The sequence below is a fragment of the Shewanella sp. AS16 genome (assembly GCF_021412365.1).
GTDB classification, from domain to species: domain Bacteria; phylum Pseudomonadota; class Gammaproteobacteria; order Enterobacterales; family Shewanellaceae; genus Shewanella; species Shewanella salipaludis.
Genome location: NZ_JAKCLK010000001.1, coordinates 119,040 through 144,125, shown reverse-complemented (window position 1 = coordinate 144,125; position 25,086 = coordinate 119,040). Strand labels below are relative to the sequence as shown.

General features: G+C 51.8%; 16 protein-coding genes and 9 tRNA genes. 19 read left to right on the top strand and 6 right to left on the bottom strand.

Annotated elements, in window-relative coordinates:
• Positions 1 to 174: 174 nt before the first annotated feature.
• From LZP73_RS00695 to LZP73_RS00685, 3 genes are all read left to right on the top strand, one after another.
• Positions 175 to 5,019, top strand: a complete 4,845-nt coding sequence (locus LZP73_RS00695; RefSeq protein WP_234232599.1) for an NAD-glutamate dehydrogenase — start codon at positions 175 to 177, stop codon at positions 5,017 to 5,019.
• 62 nt (positions 5,020 to 5,081) lie between these two features.
• Entirely contained in the window at positions 5,082 to 6,101 is a 1,020-nt protein-coding gene (pyrD, locus tag LZP73_RS00690) for a quinone-dependent dihydroorotate dehydrogenase (RefSeq protein WP_234232598.1), read from the top strand.
• A gap of 165 nt (positions 6,102 to 6,266) precedes the next feature.
• On the top strand, positions 6,267 to 6,800 hold the full coding sequence (locus LZP73_RS00685) for a cell division protein ZapC (protein WP_169562881.1): 534 nt from the start codon (positions 6,267 to 6,269) through the stop codon (positions 6,798 to 6,800).
• A gap of 554 nt (positions 6,801 to 7,354) precedes the next feature.
• Here the strand turns inward: LZP73_RS00685 and LZP73_RS00680 are convergent.
• The 4 genes from LZP73_RS00680 to LZP73_RS00665 form a co-directional block, all read right to left on the bottom strand.
• A tRNA-Met gene (locus tag LZP73_RS00680) sits at positions 7,355 to 7,431 on the bottom strand.
• A gap of 62 nt (positions 7,432 to 7,493) precedes the next feature.
• Positions 7,494 to 7,570: transfer RNA gene (locus LZP73_RS00675), tRNA-Met, on the bottom strand.
• Positions 7,571 to 7,633: 63 nt separating this feature from the next.
• A tRNA-Met gene (locus LZP73_RS00670) sits at positions 7,634 to 7,710 on the bottom strand.
• Between the two features lie 34 nt (positions 7,711 to 7,744).
• Positions 7,745 to 7,821 (bottom strand) — tRNA-Met (locus tag LZP73_RS00665).
• A gap of 246 nt (positions 7,822 to 8,067) precedes the next feature.
• Here LZP73_RS00665 and rlmKL point away from each other — a divergent pair.
• The 5 genes from rlmKL (at position 8,068) to rmf (ending at position 14,589) form a co-directional block, all read left to right on the top strand.
• On the top strand, positions 8,068 to 10,200 hold the full coding sequence (rlmKL, locus tag LZP73_RS00660) for a bifunctional 23S rRNA (guanine(2069)-N(7))-methyltransferase RlmK/23S rRNA (guanine(2445)-N(2))-methyltransferase RlmL (protein WP_234232597.1): 2,133 nt from the start codon (positions 8,068 to 8,070) through the stop codon (positions 10,198 to 10,200).
• Entirely contained in the window at positions 10,193 to 10,429 is a 237-nt protein-coding gene (locus LZP73_RS00655; RefSeq protein WP_234232596.1) for a glutaredoxin family protein, read from the top strand. The genes rlmKL and LZP73_RS00655 overlap by 8 nt, the downstream gene beginning before the upstream one ends.
• A 1-nt stretch (position 10,430) precedes the next feature.
• Positions 10,431 to 12,350 carry an ABC transporter ATP-binding protein gene (locus LZP73_RS00650; protein ID WP_234232595.1) on the top strand — a complete coding sequence of 640 codons (1,920 nt, stop codon included), beginning with the start codon at positions 10,431 to 10,433 and terminating at the stop codon, positions 12,348 to 12,350.
• A gap of 26 nt (positions 12,351 to 12,376) precedes the next feature.
• The gene (locus LZP73_RS00645; RefSeq protein WP_234232594.1) at positions 12,377 to 14,236 is read left to right on the top strand and encodes a DUF3466 family protein; all 1,860 of its coding nucleotides are present in this window, start codon (positions 12,377 to 12,379) and stop codon (positions 14,234 to 14,236) included.
• A 176-nt stretch (positions 14,237 to 14,412) separates the two neighbouring features.
• Positions 14,413 to 14,589 carry a ribosome modulation factor gene (rmf, locus tag LZP73_RS00640; protein ID WP_169562876.1) on the top strand — a complete coding sequence of 59 codons (177 nt, stop codon included), beginning with the start codon at positions 14,413 to 14,415 and terminating at the stop codon, positions 14,587 to 14,589.
• A gap of 81 nt (positions 14,590 to 14,670) precedes the next feature.
• On the opposite strand, the gene fabA is transcribed toward rmf, so the two are convergent.
• Both fabA and LZP73_RS00630 read right to left on the bottom strand, forming a co-directional pair.
• The gene (fabA, locus tag LZP73_RS00635) at positions 14,671 to 15,186 is read right to left on the bottom strand and encodes a bifunctional 3-hydroxydecanoyl-ACP dehydratase/trans-2-decenoyl-ACP isomerase (RefSeq protein ID WP_234232593.1); all 516 of its coding nucleotides are present in this window, start codon (positions 15,184 to 15,186) and stop codon (positions 14,671 to 14,673) included.
• Positions 15,187 to 15,260: 74 nt separating this feature from the next.
• A complete protein-coding gene (locus LZP73_RS00630) occupies positions 15,261 to 16,994 on the bottom strand; it encodes an AAA family ATPase (protein ID WP_234232592.1) in 1,734 nt (577 codons plus the stop codon).
• Between the two features lie 220 nt (positions 16,995 to 17,214).
• On the opposite strand from LZP73_RS00630, the gene LZP73_RS00625 reads away from it, so the two are divergent.
• From LZP73_RS00625 to rplY, 11 genes are all read left to right on the top strand, one after another.
• Positions 17,215 to 17,305, top strand: a tRNA-Ser gene (locus LZP73_RS00625).
• 571 nt (positions 17,306 to 17,876) lie between these two features.
• A tRNA-Ser gene (locus tag LZP73_RS00620) sits at positions 17,877 to 17,967 on the top strand.
• Between the two features lie 694 nt (positions 17,968 to 18,661).
• The gene (gene uvrY / locus LZP73_RS00615) at positions 18,662 to 19,306 is read left to right on the top strand and encodes a UvrY/SirA/GacA family response regulator transcription factor (protein WP_169563320.1); all 645 of its coding nucleotides are present in this window, start codon (positions 18,662 to 18,664) and stop codon (positions 19,304 to 19,306) included.
• Positions 19,307 to 19,360: 54 nt separating this feature from the next.
• Positions 19,361 to 21,193, top strand: a complete 1,833-nt coding sequence (gene uvrC / locus LZP73_RS00610) for an excinuclease ABC subunit UvrC (RefSeq protein ID WP_234232591.1) — start codon at positions 19,361 to 19,363, stop codon at positions 21,191 to 21,193.
• Positions 21,194 to 21,237: 44 nt separating this feature from the next.
• Complete coding sequence (pgsA, locus tag LZP73_RS00605) at positions 21,238 to 21,786, top strand: CDP-diacylglycerol--glycerol-3-phosphate 3-phosphatidyltransferase (RefSeq protein ID WP_234232590.1); 549 nt, start codon at positions 21,238 to 21,240, stop codon at positions 21,784 to 21,786.
• A gap of 185 nt (positions 21,787 to 21,971) precedes the next feature.
• Positions 21,972 to 22,047: transfer RNA gene (locus LZP73_RS00600), tRNA-Gly, on the top strand.
• A gap of 29 nt (positions 22,048 to 22,076) precedes the next feature.
• Positions 22,077 to 22,150 (top strand) — tRNA-Cys (locus tag LZP73_RS00595).
• A gap of 46 nt (positions 22,151 to 22,196) precedes the next feature.
• A tRNA-Leu gene (locus LZP73_RS00590) sits at positions 22,197 to 22,283 on the top strand.
• Positions 22,284 to 22,552: 269 nt separating this feature from the next.
• Entirely contained in the window at positions 22,553 to 23,893 is a 1,341-nt protein-coding gene (locus tag LZP73_RS00585; RefSeq protein WP_234232589.1) for a L,D-transpeptidase family protein, read from the top strand.
• 144 nt (positions 23,894 to 24,037) lie between these two features.
• Entirely contained in the window at positions 24,038 to 24,586 is a 549-nt protein-coding gene (locus LZP73_RS00580; protein WP_234232588.1) for a DUF882 domain-containing protein, read from the top strand.
• 140 nt (positions 24,587 to 24,726) lie between these two features.
• On the top strand, positions 24,727 to 25,014 hold the full coding sequence (gene rplY, locus LZP73_RS00575; protein ID WP_169562870.1) for a 50S ribosomal protein L25: 288 nt from the start codon (positions 24,727 to 24,729) through the stop codon (positions 25,012 to 25,014).
• Positions 25,015 to 25,086 lie beyond the last annotated feature (72 nt).

Here is a 25,086-nt window from a genome sequence, read left to right as displayed (position 1 = left end):
CCCGTATTTGCTGGATTTGTAGAGGCTGTACCACTAAAATTTTGCTCGAAATGTGGTGGATTTAGTAATAGACTTCGCGCAATGGCTCAGACCTTAACATTTGCGCGAGCCATTAAGCCGAAGCATCCAAATAATGAAAAAAGCGCTGCCATAGACGCTTAAGGAAACAGCAACATGGCCTTGAAAGATGCAATGCCTTCAGTACTACTTGAAAATGTAGTTAGATTGATTGACTCCAAAGTCCCTAGTTCACAAGCAAAACAAGTTGGCCAATTCGCGACTTGCCTCTACGCCCATATGTCGAAGGACGATCTTAACGCCCGTAACGACAGCGATCTCTATGGCGCGGTCCTGAGCTTGTGGAATGCACTCAACAAGACCCCAACCAGCGGCACGCATATCCGCGTGTTCAACCCAAGTCAGTCCAAACACGGCTGGCAATCCACCCATACCATTATCGAAATCATTCAGCCTGACATGCCATTTTTGGTCGACTCGGTCGGTATGATCTTGAACCGTATGGGGATCACAGCACACATGATGCTGCATACTCCCTTGGCCATCACACGTGATGCCGGCGGTGTTTCCCAGGTCACTTATGCCAAAGACAGCCCTAAAAACGCTGAGCACATTGCCGTATTCCTTATCGAAATCGACAGGCAAAGCAGCAACCAGGACATCAAGGCACTGGAAAAAGAAATCGAATCTGTGCTGGGAGATGTGTCTGCGTCCGTGAATGACTGGCAAGCCATGTCGGATAAACTGAGCAGCACCATCAAGGAACTGTCTACACGTCCTTTCCCTGGGGATAAGCAGGAGCTGGAAGAAGCGATTAATTTCCTCACCTACTTGAATAATCATCATTTTACCTTGCTCGGCTATCGTCAACACGAACTTCGCCGTATCGAGGGCGATGTCGAGCTGGTGCCGAACATTCCCAGCAGTCTGGGTCTGATGAATAAGCCGGGTCATACGCATCAGGAAAAAGTGCTGATGTTGTCCAGCCTGTCCGAGTCGGCACGCAAAGAAGCCCTGGATGCGAGCCTGCTGGTACTGACCAAGAGCAGTTCCAAGAGCCGGGTACATAGACCCGCCTATGTCGATTACATAGGGATCAAGCGCTTCGACAAGCAAGGCAATGTGATAGGCGAAGATAGATTCATAGGCCTGTACGCTTCGAACCTGTATAACCGCAGTCCAAGGGAAATTCCCATGCTGGCCGAGAAAGTCCAGCGAGTGATGGAGCGTTCGGGTCTGACGCCACGCTCACACGACTATAAGGCACTGCTGAATATTCTCGAAAACTTGCCCCGCGATGAGCTAATCCAGGCCAGAGTCGACGAGTTGGCCAACATGGCCCACGGCGTGTTGGAGATGCAGGACAGGGACAAGTTGAAACTCTTTGTGCGCAAAGATGGCTTCGGTCGCTTCTTTTCCTGTCTGGTGTATGTGTCCAAAGACAGATACAACACCAAACTGCGCCAGGATACCCAGCGTATTCTCGCCCAGCATTTCCGCAGTACAGAAGATGTAGAGTTTACGACTTATTTTTCCGAGTCGAGCCTAGCCAGGACTCACTACATAGTTAAAGTCGATGATAATAGTATGGATGTAGATGTGTCAGCTATAGAAAACAACTTAATCGAAGCGGCGCGTTCGTGGGAAGACAAGGTCAACACTGCACTCAACAGTGCCCTGGGTGAGGATGCGGGAAATCGCCTGCTCAAACGTTATCTCAACGCCTTCCCGCCAAGCTATAAGGAAGATGTCCTGCCAAGCTCGGCCGTGGTCGACATGCAGCACCTCGAAGCGTTGGACGACAACCATAAATTGGGCATGTTGTTCTATCAACCCCAGGAAGCCGTGCTGAATAACAACAAGGTACGCCTTAAGTTATTCCACAAGGATGAGCCTATCCACCTGTCCGACGTGTTGCCCATGTTGGAAAACTTTGGCCTGAGGGTGATCAACGAACGCCCCTACGAGGTCAAGACCTCCGACGGTGCGACCTTCTGGATTTTAGACTTCCAGATGACGGTCAAGGGCGCGGCCACTGAAAACCTAACCGACAGCCAGGACAGATTCCAGACGGCACTGTCACAGGTATGGCAGAAGCAACTGGAAGACGATGGTTTCAACCGTATGGTGCTGGCCACAGGCCTCAGCGGCCGCGAAGTGTCAGTGCTGCGTGCCTACGCCAAGTACATGCGTCAAATAGATGCGACCTTCAGTCAGGCATACATAGAAGAAACCTTCAGCCGCTATCCGCAGATCGCCGACTTGCTGGTGAAGATGTTTATCCGCAAGTTCAATCCTAAGCTGAAGACCCGTACCCTGGGCAAGTTTATGGAGCAGATCAACCTGCGTCTGGATGAAGTCTCCAGCCTGGATGATGATCGCATCATTCGCCGCTATCTGGATTTGATCAATGCAACCCTGAGGACCAACTTCTACCAGTTGACCCCTGAAGGCGAGCCCAAGAGCTATATTTCCTTTAAATATTCACCGGCACTGATCCCTGAAATGCCGCGTCCACTGCCGAAGTATGAGATTTTCGTCTACTCGCCCAGAGTCGAAGGCGTGCATCTGCGTGGTGGCAAGGTCGCCAGGGGCGGTCTGCGCTGGTCCGATCGCCGCGAAGACTTCCGTACCGAAGTTCTCGGCTTGGTCAAAGCCCAGCAGGTTAAGAATACTGTGATAGTGCCTGTGGGAGCCAAGGGTGGTTTCGTTTGTAAACAACTGCCGACCGAAGGTGGCCGTGAAGCCTTCTTCACCGAAGGTCAGGAATGTTACCGTTTATTCATCCGCGGTTTGTTGGATATCTCCGACAATATCATCAACGGTGAGATAGTGGCGCCGGCGGACGTGGTACGTCACGACGAAGACGATCCTTACCTGGTAGTGGCAGCGGATAAGGGGACTGCGACCTTCTCGGATATCGCCAACGCCATCGCCATCGAATACGGTTTCTGGCTCGGCGATGCATTCGCCTCGGGTGGCAGCAACGGTTATGATCACAAGAAGATGGGGATTACGGCCAAGGGTGCCTGGGAGTCGGTTAAACGTCACTTCCGCGAAGAAGGCGTGGATTGCCAGAGCACAGATTTCACTTGCCTCGGCATAGGTGACATGGCCGGTGACGTATTCGGTAACGGTATGTTGTTGTCTGAGCACACTAAGCTGGTGGCCGCATTCAACCATATGCATATCTTCATCGACCCGAATCCGGATGTCGCTGCCAGTTATGCCGAACGTCAGCGCCTGTTCGTCTTGCCGCGCTCCAGCTGGGAAGACTATAACGCCAAGCTGATCTCCAAGGGCGGCGGTTTATTCCTGCGCTCGGCTAAATCTATCCCGCTGTCGGCGGAAATGAAGGCCATGTTGGGCACAGAAAAAGCCACCATGACGCCGAACGAACTGCTGAAAGAATTGCTGAAGATGCCGGTGGATCTCATCTGGAATGGCGGTATCGGCACCTATGTTAAAGCTGCCCGTGAGACCCATGCCGAAGTAGGAGATCGTGCCAACGACGCGATTCGGGTCAATGGTCGTGAAGTCCGCGCCAAGATCATAGGCGAGGGGGGTAACTTAGGTTGCACTCAGTTGGGCCGTATCGAGTATGCTGCCAATGGCGGTCGGATAAATACCGATTTCGTCGACAACGTAGGCGGGGTTGACTGCTCGGACAACGAAGTCAACATCAAGATCTTGCTTAACGCCTTGGTGGCCGACGGCGAGATGACCCTGAAGCAACGTAACCGTTTGTTGGAAGAGATGACCGAAGAAGTCGGTCAGATAGTACTGCAAGATTGTAAAGATCAGACCCGTACCATCTCTGTGACTCAGGTACATGGTGCCGAGCAGTTGAAAGAACAGATACGTTTCATTCAGTATTTGGAAAAAGATGCCAAGCTGGATCGGGCGTTGGAGTTCCTGCCATCGGAAGAGGAACTGGCCGAGCGCCTGGCGAATGGCCGTGCCTTGACCCGTCCTGAGCTATCTGTGTTGGTGGCCTACGCCAAGATGTTGCTCAAAGAACAGTTGGTGACACCGGAAATTACCGATAACTCTCTGCTCAGCCAGCTGCTGATCGAATATTTCCCGCAGAAACTGCAGGAGAAATACAGCGAACAGATGGCAGCGCATCCACTGCGCGGTGAGATTATTGCGACCTCTCTGGCCAATGAACTGGTCAACAACATGGGGATGAATTTCGTTCAGCGCATGCAGGATGAAACCGGTGCTTCGGTGGCCGAGGCGGCGATCTGTTATACCATTGCCCGTGAAGTGTTCGGTTTGGATGATTTGACCAAATCCATCTCGGCGCTCAATGGCATTGCCCCTGCCAGCGTGCAAGGCGAGATGCTGTATCAGCTGCGTCGCAACATGCGCCGGGTTTGTCGTTGGTTCCTGCGTCACCGCAACCGTAATTTCAGCATAGAGCAGAGCATTGCCTTCTATAAGCCGGTATTCAGCCAGCTTGAAGCCAATGTGCATAATTACATGGTTGAGGATGAAGTGGCCGGTATCGACGCCGAGATAGCCCAGCTGGTCGAGCAGAAGGTGCCCGTCGAAGTGGCGACTCAGGTTGCCAACATGAGCACCCTGTTCTCGGCACTGGACATAGCCCAGATAGCCCAGCTCCAGGATAAGCCTGTGGCACTGGTGGCCGAGACCTACTTCAAGTTGGGTGCCAGAGTCGAGCTGCATTGGTTCCTGAACCAGATCAGCGCCCAGCCCGTGGCTAACCATTGGCAAGCCCTGGCCCGAGCGGCCTTCAGGGAAGAGCTGGATTGGCAACAGAGAGCGCTCAGTTCTGTGGTATTGAAAACCTGCAGCGAGACCTGTGATGCCGATACCGTGATTGCCCAGTGGTTAGAGAGCAATCAGGGACTGCTGGAGAGATGGTTCCACATGCTGGCCGACTTCAAGACATCTCAGAGTCATGAATTTGCCAAGTTCTCGGTTGCACTGCGGGAATTGAACCTGCTTATCCTTCATTGCGAAGGTCCTAAGTAAGGCGTTGTTAATATCTTAAGCCCTGGCGATCGCCGGGGCTTTTTTTAGCTCAAGGAGAAAGCATGTTTTACAAAATCGCACAGAAAGTCATGTTCCAGATGGACCCTGAGCGAGCGCATAAGTTGGCCATTCGCAGTTTAAGTTCCACCTCCAACAGTCCGCTGGCCTGTTTATATCGTCAGCAGATAGCGCCTGCGCCGGTGAATTTCATGGGACTGACATTTCCCAATCCCGTAGGTTTAGCTGCGGGTTTGGATAAGGACGGTGAGGCCATAGATGCCTTCCATGCCATGGGATTCGGTCATGTCGAGGTCGGCACTGTGACACCCAGGCCGCAGCCGGGTAATGAGCTTCCCAGACTATTCAGGCTCAAACCTGCTCAGGCCATTATCAATCGCATGGGGTTTAATAATAAAGGGGTCGATAACCTGGTTAAGAACCTTATCGCCAAAAAATCCGATATCTTGGTCGGCGTGAACATAGGCAAGAACAAGGATACCCCGGTCGAAACGGGAAAAGACGATTATTTGATCTGCATGGACAAAGTCTATCCCTATGCTTCCTACATCACAGTGAATATTTCATCGCCCAATACGCCTGGATTAAGATCGCTGCAGTATGGCGATCTGTTGGATGATCTTCTGAGTGCGATCAAAGTGAAACAAGCCGAACTCGCGGCCAAGCATGGACGCTATGTGCCAGTTGCACTGAAAATTGCACCGGATCTGACTTCGGACGAGATTGACAATATCGCCGAGTCTTTACTTAAGAATAAGTTTGACGGGGCGATTGCAACCAATACCACACTCACCAGAGATGGGGTCAGTGGTTTGGAAAATGCCAATGAAAGCGGTGGCTTAAGTGGTAAGCCTCTGGCGGAGCTGTCCACCAAAGTGATCAGACAGCTGGCTACGGCCTTACAGGGACAGATCCCCATCATGGGGGTTGGCGGGATCAATTCTGCCGCCGATGCGCTGGCAAAATTCGATGCGGGTGCGTCCATGGTGCAGATATATTCCGGATTTATTTATCATGGCCCAGAGTTAATAAAAGAAATAGTTGCCGCATATAGGGCAAAATAAAGAAAAGGATCGTGGAAGCGATCCTTTTTTCTCATTCAGATCGCAAAAAGATCCCTATTAGATCTCATTAAGATCTTGTTTATTGGTTGGATATTTAAAATACTTTTTGATATTGAGTAAAATATCTACTATTATCTGCATGAGTTCAGCTTGTAGGTAAAGGTTATGTTATTAATGCCACAGAAGGATTGGCAGTGGAGATATAACGATACGTATGGTGTATTAAGCGTTTCGTTAGGTATGGAAATGGAATTTCTTACTCCTTATAGAGCCAAGTCACTTATTCCGGATGCATTATTTCAGAGTGAGTTCAGTATCGAACATGCACGGTTCTATATCGAACTGCTCGATCGGCTGCCCAGAGTATTGTCTGTCACAGACGCTGCCATAGTGCAGACGGCATTGAATGCCACCGCGGCTCATTTCATGCTGAAACCTCAGATGCCTAAGTCCTGGTTCTTCGATGTCAGCGATGTCTGCGTCTACAGCGAAGCAGGCAAGTTGTTCGAACTCAAGTGTCGCGGGGAGAGGGCCTTGGTGCTGGTGGTGGAAAATAGCCTGCAGGCGACCCTGGTCATGCTGTTGTCTAAGGAGTTGACCCTGAGCGATGCCAAAATCTTGAGTCAGTTTGAAACCATAAAGATAATGCATAACAGATTGCATCCATTGAGGGTGAAAAAACACATAGTTGCCGCTTGAGGCATATTCTACTTCGCCTCCTTTTATCTTTATCTCTATTCCTATCCTTATTCCTGTCTCTATCTTTTTAACCTGCGCCATCTTTAGCCTGGTTTTACCCGGAATCTTACCTCTGCTGTTGCACGGGAAATCATGCTCAGCCAAAAGAAGTGAGATAGCCATGCCAAGGGATAATTAACTCGGGTAAAATACCTATATTAAACCCGGGTTAAAAAAAGAGAGTCAGCAACCGAATTTTGCCTATGATAACCGTGGTTCAGATGGATATTCCTGCATAATAATTACCCAGGAAAGCTAAATTTAAATGGCTGCCGGCGCCTTATCTGAATCCAGGCTCTTCGCCTGTTTCTCAGGTGCTTGTTCATGAGGAGCCTGTTATGAGATCTCTGTTTATGAAGTGCCTGGGGTTATCAGGAGTCTCTGGTCATCAGCAATCAGGGGTTATCAAGAGCTGAGCCCGACGAGCTACCATGCTGCATATAAGCTTGGTTGTATATGAGGAAATTAGCTGAGTTGGATTGTTTCTGAAGAATAACTGAGGAATACATTTGAAGTGGTTGCGGGAGCAGGATTTGAACCTACGACCTTCGGGTTATGAGCCCGACGAGCTACCATGCTGCTCCATCCCGCGTCCGATTTTATGCTTTACATCTTGAGCTTAACACTGAATTTTTACTTTCCTCAGTAGGAAAGTGGTTGCGGGAGCAGGATTTGAACCTACGACCTTCGGGTTATGAGCCCGACGAGCTACCATGCTGCTCCATCCCGCGTCCGATTTCATGCTTTACATCTTGAGCCTAACACTGAATTATTCGCTTCCTTCAGTGAGGAAGTGGTTGCGGGAGCAGGATTTGAACCTACGACCTTCGGGTTATGAGCCCGACGAGCTACCATGCTGCTCCATCCCGCGTCCGAATAATATCATTTGTACTCATGCCTTGAATTGGTTGCGGGAGCAGGATTTGAACCTACGACCTTCGGGTTATGAGCCCGACGAGCTACCATGCTGCTCCATCCCGCGTCCGTCTTCAAAGCGGGGCAGACTATAACGACAGCGTCTTGGCATTGCAAGGCGCAAGTGTAAAATAAGTGGTGAGTGCTCAAATAAGCGACTGGATGCGGGTATTTCACACTGAAATCGGCAACCTTTGGCGTTACGGGGCGGGAACTGTGTGTGCCAAGGCCATGGGGGCCAATAACTGTTTATCTTTTATTAGTGGTAACAGGTATAATGGCGGTTTGATTTTGACGGCGTAGTTTACTATTCATGTTTAATTTTTTTGCTGCGGCCCCCAAGGGCTTCGAATATAGTCTGGCTAACGAGCTGGCGGAATTTGGCGCGACCGAGATAAAAGAGAGCGTTGCCGGGGTGTACTTTTCTGCGCCGTTAGAGCTGGCTTATCGCATTACTTTATGGACCCGCCTTGCCAGTCGCCTGGTATTGGTCATCTATAAGGGCGCGTGTGAGTCGGCGGAACAGCTTTATAACGCGGCATATTGCGTTGATTGGCCTGCGCATTTTTCCAACCGCAACACCTTCAGCATAGACTTTCATGGCACCGGCGGTTTCATCAATAATACCCAGTTCGGTGCCCTGAAGATCAAAGACGCGGTCGTCGACCGTTTTCGTGACGATGGCGTGGAGCGCCCCAATGTGGCCCGTGTCGATGCCGACTTCAGGATCGATGCCCATTTTCGTAATGGCATAATCACCATAGCGATGAATTTCTCCGGCCCTTCGCTGCACCAGCGCGGCTATCGCTCGACCACGGGTGAGGCGCCGCTGAAAGAGAATCTCGCCGCTAACATGCTGGCCCGCAGCGGCTGGCAAGCGGCACCCACCACCTTGCTCGATCCTTTCTGCGGCAGTGGTACTGTGCTCATAGAGGCGGCGATGATGGCCGCCGATATCGCCCCCGGGCTGCAAAGAAACAGATTCGGCTTCGAACACTGGCGCTGCCACGACAGCAAGCTATGGCAGGCAGTGGTCGACGAAGCCAAGGCCAGAGCCTCTCTGGGCACCAAGCGCTGTGCCATCAAGTTCTATGGTTCGGATATAGATTCACGCCTGGTTGCCCTGGCCAAGCGCAACGCCGAAAATGCCGGTGTGCTGGATCTCATCGAATTTCAAGTGGCCAATGCCCTGACGGTCGAGCCCCCGGCGGCCGAAGGCTTTTTGATCACCAACCCGCCTTACGGTGAGCGTTTGGGCAGCGTATCTGAGCTGCTGCAACTCTATTATCAACTGGGCGATAAGCTGAAGAAGGAATTCGGTGGCTGGCGCGTCGCCGTCCTCTGCAGCGATGTCGAACTCATCTCTTCGCTTAAGCTCAAGGCAGATAAGCAGATGAAGATGTTTAACGGTGCGCTCGAGTGTGCCTTTAACCTCTATACCCTGCATGCCACCAATACCCGGCGGGATGCGCCTTTGCCGGCCGAAGATGGCATGGATGTGGCCGATATCGCACCTGCGTTCGCCAATAGGATCAAGAAGAATGCCAAGCAACTGGAGAAATGGGCCAAGAAAGAGGGCATAGACAGTTACCGCTTATATGATGCGGACATTCCCGAATACAATGTCGCGGTCGATAAGTACCTGGACTATGTGATAGTGCAGGAATATTCCGCGCCGGCAAGCATTCCCGAGGCCGTGACCAAGCGACGTTTCAGCGATGTTCTCCTGGCCTTACCGGCGGCAATCGGCATCAACCCGAACAAGATCATCCTCAAGACCCGTGAACGTCAGAAAGGCGCCAACCAGTATCAGAAACTCGACGAGCGCAAGCTGGAGCGGATCACCACTGAATACGGCGCCAAGTTTAAGCTGAACCTGACGGGCTATCTGGACACAGGGCTGTTTCTGGATCATAGATTGACCCGCAAGCTGGTGGGTGAGAAGGCCAAGGGGCGCAAGGTGTTGAACCTGTTCTCCTATACTGGGTCGGCCTCGGTCCACGCCGGGCTCGGCGGCGCCAAGTCTGTGACCACTGTCGACATGTCCAATACCTATATCAACTGGGCCAAGGACAACTTTGCCCTCAATGGTTTGCAGGGCAAGCAGTATGAGTTCGTCCAGGCCGATTGTCTGCAGTGGATCCGTGATTGTCAGCAATCCTATGATCTGATTTTCATCGATCCGCCGACCTTCTCCAATTCCAAGCGGATGGAAGACTCCTTCGACGTGCAACGCGATCATGTGGAGTTGTTGACCTCCCTGGTGAAATTGCTCAGCCCCCAGGGTGAGTTGATCTTCTCCAACAATAAACGCAAGTTTAAGATGGACGTGGAAGCGCTGGCTAAATTGAAGATCCAGGTGACAAATATCGACGCCATGACCCTGCCGTTGGATTACAAGCGCAATCCGCATATTCACAACACTTGGTTGATCACCCATGTCTGAGTCGGCAACCTTGTATCTGTTGTTCCATACCCAGGGCTGTCATCTGTGTGAGTTGGCCCAAGCCCTGGTGCAGGATGCGGCTATTGCATTCAGTCGCCGAGATATCTGTGATGATGACACCTTGGCCGAGCGTTACGGCACACGGATCCCAGTGCTCATGGCCCCAGATGGGCGTGAGCTGAATTGGCCTTTCGATGCCAAGCAATTAAAAGAGTTTACAGGAGCTTAGTTTGAGTCTGGTTCGTATCAATAATGGCTCATTAGCCTATGGTTATACCCCACTGCTGCAAAATGCCGATTTTACCATCGAAGCCGGTGAACGTGTCTGTATTGTGGGACGCAACGGCGCCGGAAAATCCAGCCTGCTGAAAATCTTGTCGGGCGATGTGTTGCTCGATGACGGGGAATTCAACATCGCCGGCGATGTGACTGTCAGCCGCCTGCAGCAAGATCCGCCCAAGGCGGAGCAGGGCACTGTCTATGCCTATATCTCGGCCGGCTTGAAGGATGTGGGTGAGGCGCTGGAGCGTTACCATCAGCTGTCCCACGACGTGGCCCATGCCAATCCTGAGCAGATGGAACGTATGCTCAAGGAGATGGAACGCCTGCAGGAAACCTTGGATCACTTCAACGGCTGGCAACTGGATTCACGCATCAATCAAAATTGTGAGCTGCTGGGGCTGGATCCCGACAAGCCGCTGTCGGAATTGTCCGGTGGCTGGCAACGTAAGGTCGCCTTGGCCCGTGCCCTGGTGAGCGAGCCGGATCTGCTGTTGCTCGACGAGCCAACCAACCACCTGGACATAGACACCATAGAATGGCTGGAGCAGTTCCTGCTGAGCTATCAGGGTGCCATCGTCTTCATCAGTCACGACAGGGGCTTTATCGCCCGGATGGCGACCCGCATTGTCGACTTGGATCGCGGCGTGGTCACGTCATGGCCGGGCAACTATCAGGCCTATCTCGACGGCAAGCAGGAATGGCTCAGGGTCGAGGCGGAACAGAATGCGCAGTTCGACAAGCGCCTGGCGGAAGAAGAAGTGTGGATCCGCCAGGGCGTCAAGGCTCGCCGTACCCGCAACGAAGGTCGGGTGCGGGCGCTCAAGGCCCTGCGGGTCGAGCGGATGGAGCGCCTCAATCGTCAGGGCAATGCCAAGATGGCAGTGTCTGAGACCGAGCGTTCGGGTAAGCTGGTGTTCGACGTCAAAGATCTGAACTACAACTTGCCGGATAAGGACTTGGTGAAAAATTTCACCACTACTGTGGTCAGGGGCGATCGCATCGCCTTGATCGGACCCAACGGTTGCGGCAAGTCCACCCTGATTAAACTGCTGATCGAAAAGTTGCAGCCGCAATCGGGTGAGATCAAGGTGGGTACCAAGCTGGAAGTGGCCTATTTCGACCAGTACCGTGAGGCCTTGGATCCCGAAAAAACCGTCGAGGATAACGTCGGCGAGGGCAAGAAGACGGTCACCATCAATGGTAAAGACAGGCATATCCTGAGTTATTTGCAGGACTTCCTGTTTTCCCCCATGCGTGCCAGGACGCCGGTTAAGGCCTTGTCCGGCGGTGAGAAAAATCGTCTGTTGTTGGCCCGTCTGCTCCTGAGGCCAGCGAATCTCATCATACTCGACGAACCTACCAACGATCTCGACATAGAGACCCTGGAATTGTTAGAGTCGCTGTTGACCGAATACGATGGCACCCTGTTGCTGGTGAGCCATGACAGGGCCTTCATCGACAATACCGTCACCAGCAGCTGGTGGTTTGCCGGCAATGGTCGCTGGAGCGAATATGTCGGCGGCTACCAGGATGCCGTGTCTCAGGGCGCTAAATTTTATTCCGAGGAACCTCAGTCGCAAAAGGCGGTCCAACCTCCAGTTGTCGCCGAAGTGGTCAAGACTCCTGCGCCGGCGCCTAAGGCCACCAAGAAGCTGTCTTACAAGTTACAGCAAGAATTGGACGCCTTACCCGGGTTAATGGAAGCCTTGGAGCAAGAAATAGCGCAGCTGCAGCTGAGGATAGGTGAGCCGGATTTCTACAGTCAGGACAGCGCCCTGGTGAATGAACGCCTCAATGAGCTGGCAGAGAAAGAACAATCTTTAGAGGTTTACTTTGAGCGATGGGAAGAGCTTGAGTCACTGAAGTAACCATAATAATAATGGGAAATAAATTAATGAAGTTAACGTTTGATAAGACCCTTTCCTTGGTGGCCGTGGGTGTCATGAGTGTGTTGCATACGGCCCAGGCGGCTTCCGTGTATGAAATCGTCAATCTGGAAGACTTTGATCTGAAAGGGACACTCGCAGGCACCCGCACGGGTTATGCGACTGCCGTTAACGATCAGGAGCAGCTGGTCGGTGTGTCCAAGGGCAAGAAGAAGCTCAATAGCGCCGATGTTGAAGGTGGGGTCATAGATGTAGAAGATGGCATCGCCCCCGAAGAGAAGATCGTTTATTCGATCAACCTGCCGCTAGTGGCCAACAACTTCACTTTCACCGCCGAGGAGAACAGCAGCCCGGCCCCCTGGACGCCAACCTTCGACAGCATCAATGGCACTACCGCCCCGGAACTGACAGATGCAAACGATGCCAGTACGGTCAACTCGGTCGATGCCGTCTATTACGACATCAATGATGCGGGGGTCAAGGTCGGCAGCATGACGGCCCAACAGCGGACAGTCGAATATACGGGGACGACGGAAGGACAGGAATTCTGGTACTTGCGCGATTATGAGTCCCATGGGGTGGTAAAGGATGGTGATAGCGAAATCGAGCTGTTGCCGCCTTATACGACTTATGTCAAAGACGCCCAGACGGTTGAGCTCGGCGGCTGGTCGACGGCGAGTGCCATCAACAACAACGGCTTGGTAACGGGTTATGCCAGCACGGCGATCAGCCAATTTGGTGGTGAGCGGGTCGATTACTGCCTGGGTACGAGCAATACTCTTCCCGTGGATGTCTGCGTGCAACAAGAGCAATATCCAACGCTGAATAGCCGTGGCCAGACAGTGTCATCCAACATTCAATACCAGATACGCGGTTATGTCTGGCAAGTCGAAGCCGGCACCGCGAGCGGGACTGAATTGCCATTGGGCCTGACGCCGGCGGCAGATTCCAGCCTCATATATACGGCTCAGGGGTTAGGCGTGAACAGTGCCGGCGTGGTTGCCGGTCGCTCACACGTGTACCGTAACGACGATACTAATAAGTTGCGTATGGACGCCGCCTATTGGGCTAAAGACGCCAACGGTGAGTACCAATACCATTGGGTACCCATGGCCGATGAGGTCAGCAACTCTATTGCCTATGACATCAACGACAGTGGAATTTTGGTGGGTAGCTATAAGAAGTACATCGACGGTTATCTGAGGGATAAGTTTTTCTATTTCGATACCACTACGCCGGATACTGAGATAGTGACGCCGAATGATTTCTTCAGCATCTTGTCTGATCGCAGCAGTCGAGCCAAGGATATCAACAACAAGGGCCAGGTGGTCGGCTTCATCGAGACCACGGGTGATAAGGATAAACCCAGACCCAAGGCAGGTTTCCTCTATGACAAGACCAGCGATGAGTTCAACAATATCAATGATTTGTTGACTTGTGAGTCGAAAGGCTATGTCAAGGGAGCAGATAACAGCTGGAGCCGCAACAAGGTTGAGGTGCAGGACGGTACGGGCAAGACCCTGTCCTATAACAGCGACATCCTCGTCGTCGAGGGCAGCAGTATCAATGAAAATGGCACCATAGTAGGGACGGCATTCATACGTAAGCCCCAGTACCAATTCGATGCTGATGGGAATTTGATCATTGGGGATAATGGTCTGCCTCTGTTTGAACTGAACGGTAACGGCGAACCTGTTACCGCCTACCTGCCGCGTATGGTGGTATTGCAGCCGGCGGCATCGGCCTCAGCCTGTGATTTGGCCGATGACAGCAATGATGGTGGTAATTTCGAACGCTCGGGCGCTGCGGGCATTGCCTGGTTGTTATTGCTGCCTTTTGTCTGGTTACGGCGCAAAATGTTCAGCTAAGATCTTCTCTTGAAAAAAATCGAGGCCAATGCCTCGATTTTTTTTCATCAAGATCTCAATAGTTTAATAATTAGCCATTATAATAGGCGATTTTTTGATTGATCTCGGTCGAGAAAAGTTTTATTTCTATCAGTGAAGCCATAGCTTCTATTACTGTAGAAACAGAGGACGCTTGCATGAAAAGACAAAAACGAGATCGTTTAGACAGAGCATTTTCAAAAGGATTTCAAGCAGGAGTGGGGGGGCGTTCCAAGGAGCTTTGTCCCTATGCGAGTCTTGATTCGCGGTCACAGTGGTTAGGCGGTTGGCGCGAAGGCGTCGACGGCAGAATCAACGGTATGTTCAGTAAGTAATTTTTCTAAGTAACTGTCAGTAAATAATGCAGCCTATGCCCTCCAACGAGAGGGCATTTTTTTAGGCAAGCAATTGAAGGTCTAGAAAGTCGAAGTATCGCTAAAGATACCGACCTTGAGATCGGTCGCGGAATAGATTTCACGGCCATCGACTTCCATCACGGCATCGGCAATGCCCATTACCAGCTTACGGTGGATCTTACGCTTGATGTTTAGCTTGTAGGTGACTTTCTTGGCATCAGGCAGCACCTGGCCCGTGAACTTGACTTCACCCACACCCAGTGCCCGGCCTTTACCTTCGGCGCCTTCCCATCCCAGGAAGAAGCCGACCAGCTGCCACATGGCATCCAATCCCAAACAACCCGGCATGACGGGGTCGCCGCGGAAATGGCAATCGAAGAACCACAGGCTGGGGTCTATGTCGAGTTCAGCGACAATTTCTCCCTTACCGAACTCACCGCCATCACCATTAATGGTCACAATTCTGTCGATCATCAGCATATTGTCTATTGGCAGACGTGGCGAGTTGCTACCGAACAGTGAGCCCTGGCCACAGGCGATAAGTTCTTCTTTGGTGAAACTGTTTGCTCTATTCATTAGGTTACTACTCCAGCAATAAGAGCCGCCAAGATTAGCGAACAGGTGTACGCTAAACAACTCCGATCAGCTATTTAACCACCGAAAAATTTCAATTTTGTTAACAGACGACTGAATAGGCCAGGTTCTTCATCCAAATGACCGGCCAGCTTGTCCAATCTCGCCTGCACCAGACCGTAGAGGGTCTCATGGTGGAAATCATTGTCTTCATCCGGAACCCCGGCCGGCATATTCATCAAGAGTTCCACCGCCTGATCCATATGAGTGATGGCATGAATATGAAACAGGCCACTTTCCACGGCACTTATGATGTTAGGGTCGAGATTGAGTTGTAGCATATTGGCCTTGGGAATGATGACCCCTTGTTCCCCGGTCAACCCGCGGCGCTGGCATAGGCTGAAAAAACCTTCAATCTTCTCATTCACGCCGCCTATGGCCTGGACGTTACCGAATTGATCCAGCGCGCCGGTAATACCGAAAGACTGGGCTATCGGCTGTTCGGCAATCGCGGACATCAGGCAGCAATATTCGGCCAAGGAGGCGCTGTCGCCGTCGATTTCCTGATAAGACTGCTCGAACACTATGTTGGCATTGAGATGCAGCGGCGCATCACGGCCGAAGATACGATAGAGGCAAGCGGATAGGATCATCATGCCCTTGGCATGAATGTTACCGCCAAGCTCGGACTTACGTTCTATGTCGGCCACTTCCCCGTCGCCATAATGCACCGAGACTGTGATGCGCGCCGGCTCGCCATAGCTGTAGTCGACCGAATCTATCACTGTCAGGCCATTGACCTGGCCTATGATGGCGCCCTGAGTCGGCAGGTTGATAAAATTATCGTCAAAACTCTGGGCGGAAAACACTTCCGAGCTGTTGTGCCGGAAATGCATTTGCTTCAGTGCATGACTTATGGCGGCGGCGTCCAGTTGCGCCTTGCCTGAATAGGCTTTGGCTTGTGCCAACAGCCTTAGCATGTCGGCGGATGACAGGCTGAGCCTGTGTTGGTGTTCGGTTAACCTGGCACTGTGACGCAACAGCGGCAAGAGGCTCGATTGACTTAGCTTGGTATCGATGCTGCCGGCCAGTGTTTGCAGCCATTGGCAGTATTGGGTTTCCTTATGCAGGGTCAGATCTATCTCACCGGCCATTTCACCCAAGAGGGGAAAATGGCGCTGAAACAACCTGTCCTCTGCCAGCGCCTGGCTGTACAGCTGGCCAGGTCCAATCAGGACCAGCTTGCAGTTCAGCGGAATGGGTGCCAGCTCGCCGCCTATCTTGTACTGGCCTTCTTCGAGCACCTGCAGCAGCAGTTCCCATAGCGGCTCGCGTTTCCATAACGACTCGGCACAAATAAACAAATAATGGCACTTGGCCAAGGCCCCAGCTTGATACTGGCTGGTCTTATCGGTGCGAGTTATACGCCCAAGCAAGTCGGCGCGGCGAATATGACCACTCAGGTACAGGTAGGGCAGGCGTTGCTCGGCTATGACGCCTTGCTTCTCATTGGGGGTATCTGTTTGCCAAATAAACTTGACCCCCTGGTCATCGCCCTTGGCGGCAACCAAATATTGGGCGGGCAGGGCTCCCTGCTGATTGACCAGTGCGGCCATCGTCATCTGGCGTTCTATGCCGGGAAAATCTGCGATATAAAGTTGTTGGCCATTAACCTGAGTCAACAAGGAAAAAGCATCCACTATGCGCTCTTGGCCAAGCAGCAAGGAGCTCAATCCCGGATTGGCTTGGGACAGGGGAGGTAAATGGAACTGAGGTGCGAGTGACGATGTCGGGATCTGAATCGAAGTCATGGCTGCAAATATCATGAGAAGTTAACCAGATTTTATCATACCAGTCCCCATGTCGCTCACAGTATTGTAGTTTTTGCATTTGCAAGCCGCTATCCCACCCCGTTTAGGGGGGCTAGTTGGCTGAAAAGAGCCCATTTTGCACATAAGCTGAGCATTTGGTTCAAGTTTGGCAATTTAAGGTTTACAAGTTAACGCCTTACTTATAGTATTTGCAGCGTTCGGAGGGGTGGCAGAGTGGTTGAATGCACCGGTCTTGAAAACCGGCATGGGTTTATAGCCCATCCAGGGTTCAAATCCCTGCTCCTCCGCCATATTTAAGATAAAGGGTCACTAGAAATAGTGACCCTTTTTCGTATGCTGGATCTTAAAGCGGACCTTAAAGTAGGCATGGGTTTATAGCACCTTTATGCAGGGTTCTAATCTTTGCATCTCCGCCATATTTAAGATGAAGGGTCACTAGAAATAGTGACCCTTCTTCGTATGTGTACTGAGTGAGATCTAGGTTTATAGCACTCTCATGCAGGGTTTAAATCCCTGCTCCTCCGCCATATTCAACAAAAAAGGCCGTCAGCAATGACGGCCTTTTTTGTATATTGAACTTTAGGGTTTATAGCACCTTTATGCAGGGTTCTAATCTTTGTTCCTCCGCCATATTTAAGATGAAGGGCCACTAGAAATAGTGGCCCTTTTTCGTATGTGTACTGAGTGAGATCTAGGTTTATAGCACTCTTATGCAGGGTTCTAATCTTTGTTCCTCCGCCATAGTCACTTTTGATGCCATAGCAAAAAACATTCGAGTTGATCGCTAAGTAAGCAAACGGGCGGGATTTAATAATTTATGGTTTACAGTCACGTCATAGCTAGCTATTATCTCGCTCGTTCGGAGGGGTGGCAGAGTGGTTGAATGCACCGGTCTTGAAAACCGGCATGGGTTTATAGCCCATCCAGGGTTCAAATCCCTGCTCCTCCGCCATATTCAACGAGAGAGGCCGTCAGCAATGACGGCTTTTTTTGTTTATTGAACTTTAAGGTCAGCATGGGTTATAGCACCTTTATGCAGGGTTCAAATCCTTGCTCCTCCGCCATATTCAACGAGAGAGGCCGTCAGCAATGACGGCTTTTTTTGTTTATTGAACTTTAAGGTCAGCATGGGTTATAGCACCTTTATGCAGGGTTCGAATCCTTGCTCCTCCGCCATATTCAACGAGAAAGGCTGGCAGTGATGCTAGCCTTTTTTTTTGTATGCTGAACTTTAAGGCCGGTATGGGTTTATAGCACTCTTATGCAGGGTTCAAATCCTTGCACCTCCGCCATATTCAAGATGAAGGGTCACTAGATAATAGTGGCCCTTTTTCGTATTCAGGCTCCTAAGGCATGCCTTAATGCAGGTTTGGCGTCATGCATTATGCCGAGTCTGGTAAGCTATATGGGGTGTCGCCAAGTGACTTTTCTCCGGCAAAAGTGACCCGCAATAGGAGGGTTGTTTGTTGCATTTTTAGTCTTTCACCCTATACCGTACTGCAGCCTGACGTTCTCTTTTAATATCATTGAGTTAACTTGATCCAATTTATGCTTTGCTAATGCCATCAGATGGGCTAAATTAGCTTAACAAATAAATTTGCTGCTGGATTGCCAATTTATAACAAGCGGGATAGGGTGGGTTGAAGTTGATTTCTGTATATTTGGTCGATGATCATGAGTTGGTTCGCACCGGGATCCGGCGTATTCTCGAAGATGAACGCGGTATTAAAGTGGTTGGCGAGGCGCCCGATGGTGAAACTGCGGTGCAGTGGGCGCGCCAGAATGAAGCCGATGTCATCCTGATGGACATGAATATGCCGGGCATAGGGGGCCTGGAGGCGACACGCAAGATATTGCGCTATCAGCCCCATGCCAGGATCATCGTCTTGACCATACACTCAGAAGATCCATTCCCGACTAAGGTCATGCAGGCCGGCGCCTCAGGGTATTTGACCAAGGGGGCGACACCACCGGAAGTCCTGCAGGCCATACGCCAAGTCGCCCATGGGCAGAGATACTTGTCCCCGGAAATTGCGCAACAGATGGCGCTGAGTCAGTTTAATTCGGGAGAGGACAATCCCCTGAAGAGCCTGTCGGAGCGCGAATTGCAGATCATGATGATGATCACCAATGGCGAAAAAGTGAATGATATTTCCGAGCAGCTCAACCTGAGCCCCAAGACAGTCAACAGTTATCGCTATCGCCTATTCGCCAAATTAGGTATAAATGGGGATGTTGAGCTGACACGTTTAGCCATTCGTTACAAGATGCTCGACACGGGTCAATTCTAACGCCCGTGAGTGCGTCTGAGCTGTCTGGGTATGAGCCCTTGAGTAGTCACTAGTATGTCGAGCGGATTCAATTCAAAAGCCTTCCTTAACACTGTGTCTTCGTCGGCAGGCGTCTATCGCATGTACGACAGCGCCGGTGACGTCATCTATGTGGGCAAGGCAAAAGATCTCAAGAAACGTCTGAGTTCCTATTTTCGCAGCAACCTGCCCAACATCAAGACCCAGGCGTTGGTGTCCCACATCGCCAACATAGATGTGACCCTGACCCACAGCGAAACAGATGCCTTATTGCTTGAAAATGATTACATCAAGCAATACATGCCCAAATATAACGTATTGCTCAGGGATGATAAGTCCTACCCTTACATTTTCCTCAGCGATCACCGCCACCCCAGATTGGCTTATCATCGCGGGCCGCAACGTGAGAAGGGCCATTACTTCGGACCCTATCCCAACGGCGGCGCCGTGCGCGAGAGCCTGCATCTGCTGCAGAAATTATTCCCCATACGTCAGTGTGATGACCTCTATTATAAGTCGCGCTCCCGTCCCTGCCTCCAGTATCAGCTGGGCAGGTGCAGTGCGCCTTGTGTCGGCAAGGTCAGCGACAGCGACTATGCCGAGCAGGTGAAACTGGCCAGTCTCTTCCTCAAGGGGAAGGATAACCTGGTGATTGCCGAGCTGGTGGCCAAGATGGATGAGGCGGCGACGAGCCAGCATTATGAGCTGGCGGCCAGCTACAGGGATCAGATAACCGCCCTGAGGCGGGTGGCCGAACAGCAGGAAGTGACCAACAGCCGCGGCGATTTGGATGTTATCGGCGTGCATTACGCCTCGGGGATCGCCTGTTTTCATTTGCTGTTCATTCGTGAAGGCAAGATCTTTGGCAGTCGCAGCTATTATCCCAAGGTGCCGGCCCAGACAGAGTTGGACGAGGTGCTGCGCTCCTTCATGCTGCAGTTTTACCTCAATGCCGACATTCAGCGCACCATACCCAAGGAAATCGTCTTGAGTCATGGTTTCGACGACATGGAGGCGTTGCAGCAAGCGATCAGCCTGGCCCTGGATAAGAGAGTGGAACTCAAGACCAAGGTGCGTTCCGAGCGCGCCAGTTTTCTGCGGTTGGCCTTGACCAATGCCAGCAATGCGGTGGCGACCAAGTTATCCCATAAGAACACGGTCGAGCAGCGTTTCCTGTTGTTGGAGGAAACCCTGGAACTCAGCACGCCTATCCGGCGCATGGAATGTTTCGATATCAGTCATACCATGGGAGAGAGCACCGTCGCCTCCTGTGTGGTATTCAATCGTGAGGGGCCGCATAAGGCGGACTATCGCCGCTTCAACATCGAAGGCATCACCCCGGGCGATGATTACGCGGCCATGCGGCAAGCCATCAGCCGCCGCTTCGACAAACTCGACAGCAACGGCAAGATCCCCGATCTGCTGTTCATCGACGGTGGTTTGGGGCAGCTCAACATAGCTCAGGAAGTGGTGGACGAAAAATTCGTTGCCCAGGACAAGGCACCTCTGTTGATCGGCGTCGCCAAGGGGGAAGGGCGCAAACCCGGCCTGGAAACCCTGATTTTAGGAGAGGGCCGGCAGACCTTTTCCCTGGCCGCCGATTCGCCGGCATTGCACCTTATCCAGCATATCCGCGACGAGTCCCATCGATTCGCCATTACGGGTCACAGGAATAGAAGACAGAAGACCCGCAACACGTCAACCTTGGAGTCAATCCCTGGGGTCGGCCCCAAACGGCGCAAAGCATTGTTGCAACATTTGGGTGGATTACAAGAAGTTAAGGGCGCCAGTGTCGCCGAATTGGTGAAAGTGCCCGGGATCAGCATAGAAATGGCGCAAACAATCCATGATGCATTGCGAGGGGGGTAAATTTAAGGCAAGATTGGCGCTGCTTATGACTAATTGGTTTTATCATGCCGTTTAATTTACCTATTGCATTAACGCTCTTCAGGCTATTTTTACTGCCGATTTTTGTGGTGTTGTTTTACATGCCTTATTCCTGGGCGCCGTTTGCGGCGGCTTTTACCTTCTGGATAGCGGCACTGACAGATGCGCTCGACGGTTATGCGGCCCGTAAACTCAAACAGCTCACCCGCTTTGGGGCCTTCCTGGATCCCGTGGCCGACAAATTGATGGTGATCACCGCATTGGTGTTATTGGTGCATCAGTACGCCAGTGTCTGGTTGACCATTCCCGCCTTATTCATGATTGGCCGTGAGATAGTGATTTCGGCGCTGCGGGAATGGATGGCGGAAATAGGCAAACGCGGCGCCGTGGCCGTATCCTGGATAGGCAAATACAAGACGGCGGCACAAATGGTCGCCATCATAGGCCTCATCTGGCAATACAACGACCTCATGGTATATGCCGCCTACGCCCTGCTGTATGTGGCAACGGTACTGACTTTCTGGTCCATGATGAACTACATTTTGGCCGCCTGGAAAGACCTCATCGCCGAATGAGGCAATAAACAGCGCAATAAAAGTCCAATGAGATTATTTAGTGCGCAGGCAGTGATTTATCTGCGGAACTGTGATTGACAGTGGGGGTTAAATAGGTAGAATGCCCTCCCGTAGACAAGCTGGCCGAAGCAATCGAGTTGCTTCCTCCCTGGTTGGCTACGGAACCAAAGCGGTAAAAGATGATTGCGACATTAGCTCAGTTGGTAGAGCGATACCTTGCCAAGGTATAGGTCATCGGTTCGAACCCGATATGTCGCTCCAATCTTAGTCGACTCAAGTTCCAAACCTATGGCGCGATGGCAGAATGGCTATGCTGCGGATTGCAAATCCGTCGATCTCGGTTCGACTCCGGGTCGCGCCTCCATATTAAATTTCAGTGACACGATTCCCGTCGTTGAGATACAGAGTTTGCCCGAGTGGTGGAATCGGTAGACACAAGGGATTTAAAATCCCTCGCTGGTAACAGCGTGCCAGTTCAAGTCTGGCCTCGGGTACCATTACATTTAAGCCTCAATCCAGCATTGGGGCTTTTTTGTTGCCGTCATTCGCGAAAATTCAACTCCGCCGCCGGGCTCATCAAATTCCTCTTTTGGCCAATTCCTGGTGCCGCTAGCGGCCATTCGACTCGCAACTTATCTCTGTCATTCCCCCATCTGGCAGCGAATTCTTTTGCCATAATAGATCCGAGTATCATGGAGAACTGAATGTGAAACACTGGGCTTATGCATTGTGCTTGTGCTTGTTCCTGACGGGAGGGACTTGCGCTGTGCAAGGGGCAGGGGATGCGGCCAGGCTGATCCTGAAACACCAACTGCAAGTGTTGCAGCTCGCCGAAACAGATGCCAAATTTGCCCATTACTTCCGCTTGCTTGAGCAGGGGACAGAGGCCCAGTATCTTGAATATGTAGATAAAATACAAATGGATATCGCCCGCTATTGGCATGAGCGTGGTGTCAGACTGGCCTTCGATACACTTCCGCCCCAGGCGGGCGCAGACATACGGGCCCTGGCGCTGGAACCCCCGGCGGAGGATTACCTCTGGGTGAGTAACAGCATTCGCCAGCTGTTATGGCTCGAGGAGCATTATGCCTGGGCGCCTATCGAACTGAGCGGCTGGCTGAGGCCAGGTGACAGTCATCGGCTGTTGGCCCCCATAGCCTATCGCCTCTGGTTGCTCGGTGACTTGGATACCGAGCCCCATGAGCAGACCTATTACGACGCCGCCTTGGCCTTTGGGGTGAGGCACTTTCAGTCCCGGCATGGATTAACCCCGGATGCCGTGATAGGGCCTCAGACCTTGGGCTGGCTGAACAGGACCCCAATGCAGAGGGCCGAGTTGCTGGCAAGGAACTTTGTCGAGAAGACCCAATATCTGGCGCGCCTCGGCGAGCGTTACCTCTTGATCAACATTCCGGCATTTGAGCTTACCCTGGTAGATCGACGGCAGGTGGCGTTGAGATCCAAGGTGATAGTGGGTAAGCCGAGGCTGCCGACGCCACAGCTGCAGAGTGAGATCTCCAATATCATACTCAATCCCAGTTGGCGGGTGCCGCACAGTATCTTGGCGAAGGAGCTACTGCCTCAGATCCGCCGGGATGGTGATTATCTATCCCAGCGACGTTTCGACGTCTTCGATTATCAGGGCAACAAGATAATCAAGTCACCCGAGGAATGGCGTCAACAGGCAGCAAGCAAATTCCCCTATTACCTGGTGCAGAGGCCCGGCGCCAAGAATGCCCTGGGACGCTACAAATTCCACTTCAGCAACAGGTTTGGCGTTTACCTGCACGACACCCCGGATAAGCGGCTATTCGAGCGGGCAGACAGGGCCCTGTCCCATGGTTGTATCCGCATCGAAAAGGTAGAGGAGTTGGCCGATTGGTTTGCCGAACACTTGATTAAGGACACCCGTACCTGGCATAGAATGCGGCAGGGCTCGAGAAAGACTCAGTGGTTTTCCTTGAATCAGCCGCTGCCGATATATCTCGTCTATTGGACCGCTTGGGTCGACGAGGCACACTTGTCCCAGTACCGGGAGGACATTTACCGGCTCAAGGAGGCGGGTTCTTCGTCCAGGGTGGCGGCGAATACCCAGGCAGTTAATTGACCCGGGGTAAATGATTGAACAGCAATGACATAGGGGCGAAACCCAGCAAACACGGCACTTTCACCCTGCAGAAAACTTGATCTCGGCGCTTATTCAGTATAATTTGCTTGTCTCTTGTATGAAAAATGATCAAAAGGTGAGCTAGTGTCTGTGATTTGTCCTGCCCGTAGGCAGTTGTTGTTGGGCCTGGGTGGTGCGGCAATGTTCTCTGTGATCCCTTCTAAAGCCATGGCCAGCAGGTCAACCCAAGGGAGTCGGGCCCTGAGCCTGTACAATCGTCATACGGGTGAACATGGTGGTGGTGCATATTGGGTTGATGGTCATTATCAAAGTGATGTCATGTCTGATTTCAGTCACTTACTGCGCGATCATAGGCAAAATTTGGCCGTGCCCATGGATAAGCGCTTATTCGACATTTTGTACAGTTTACGTGAAACCTTGGACACCCGGGATGACATACATGTGATTTCCGGCTATCGCTCGCCCGAGACCAACGCCATGTTGGCGGCCAGGAGCAGCGGTGTTGCCAAGCAGAGCTATCATATGCGTGGCATGGCGATGGACATAGCTATCCCCAGCGTTAAGCTCAAGAACCTGAGGGACGCGGCACTGTCGCTTAAACTCGGCGGGGTAGGTTACTACCCGGACTCGGGTTTCGTGCATGTGGATTGCGGTCCGGTGCGCCACTGGTAAGGCGCTGCGCCCGGAACTCTGGCCTGAGATCCGGCCTTGCTCTCCCCCGGCTGTCATGGTAGAATCCGCGCGCTTTATATGAGCCGTCATTGGTCGAAAATGGCGGCATACTTTCTATTTAAGAATTAAGTGAGAAATCCATGTCTTACACTATCCAAGCACAAACCCGTACTGAAGTAGGGAAAGGTTCGAGCCGCCGCCTACGTCATGCAGGTAAAGTACCAGCTGTTATCTACGGCGCAGGTAAAGAGCCAGTTTCAATTGTTTTTGATCACAAAGACATCATCAACATCCAGGCTAACGAAGATTTCTATACTTCTACTCTGACCATCGTTTTAGATGGCAAAGAAGTGAGTGTTCGTGCTCAAGCTATGCAACGTCACGTATTCAAGCCTTTGGTTGAACACGTAGATTTCACATTCGCTTAATGTGATTTCGACGAAAAAGCGCCTTTTGAGGCGCTTTTTTGTTGCCCGTTCCTGGCCATTTGAGGTCGAAAT